Here is a 383-nt window from a genome sequence, read left to right as displayed (position 1 = left end):
AATATGCACATTGTACCGCCTTTTCGACACATATATGACACGAAATATGACACATGAACAGCCCCAGAGGATGAACCCCTGGGGCTGGTTTTATTTCTCCGTCATCTTCCCCTCCAGGCTATCCAGCCTGTGGTGTGCCTGCTTGGCGGACGCTTCGACCGCTGTCAGCCTGGAAACGACCTGCACATGCCGCTCGTCCTCTTTCTCCTGCTTGCGTTTGATGTCGTCCACGCCGGACTTGATGTACCCGATCTCCGTGAGCAGTACGCCGTCCTTCTTCCCCTCCGCTTCATCATCGTTTTTGCTGTTCCTGTGAAATGCGATGTAGCCGAACACGATGGCGCAGACCGTCCCGATGATCCCCAGCACTGTGGTGAATAATT

General features: G+C 54.0%; 1 protein-coding gene. It reads right to left on the bottom strand.

The window, feature by feature from the left end:
• Window positions 1–90: 90 nt before the first annotated feature.
• Window positions 91–383 (bottom strand): hypothetical protein (locus QVO51_RS02075; protein ID WP_288167757.1); only part of this gene is annotated, 293 nt, incomplete at its 5' end.

The sequence above is a fragment of the Ruminococcus sp. CAG:379 genome, from assembly GCF_000434255.1.
Taxonomy (GTDB): domain Bacteria; phylum Bacillota; class Clostridia; order Oscillospirales; family Ruminococcaceae; genus Ruminococcus_F; species Ruminococcus_F champanellensis.
The sequence above is the reverse complement of the archived record's forward strand: the minus strand, read 5'-3'. Positions and strand labels throughout refer to the sequence as shown.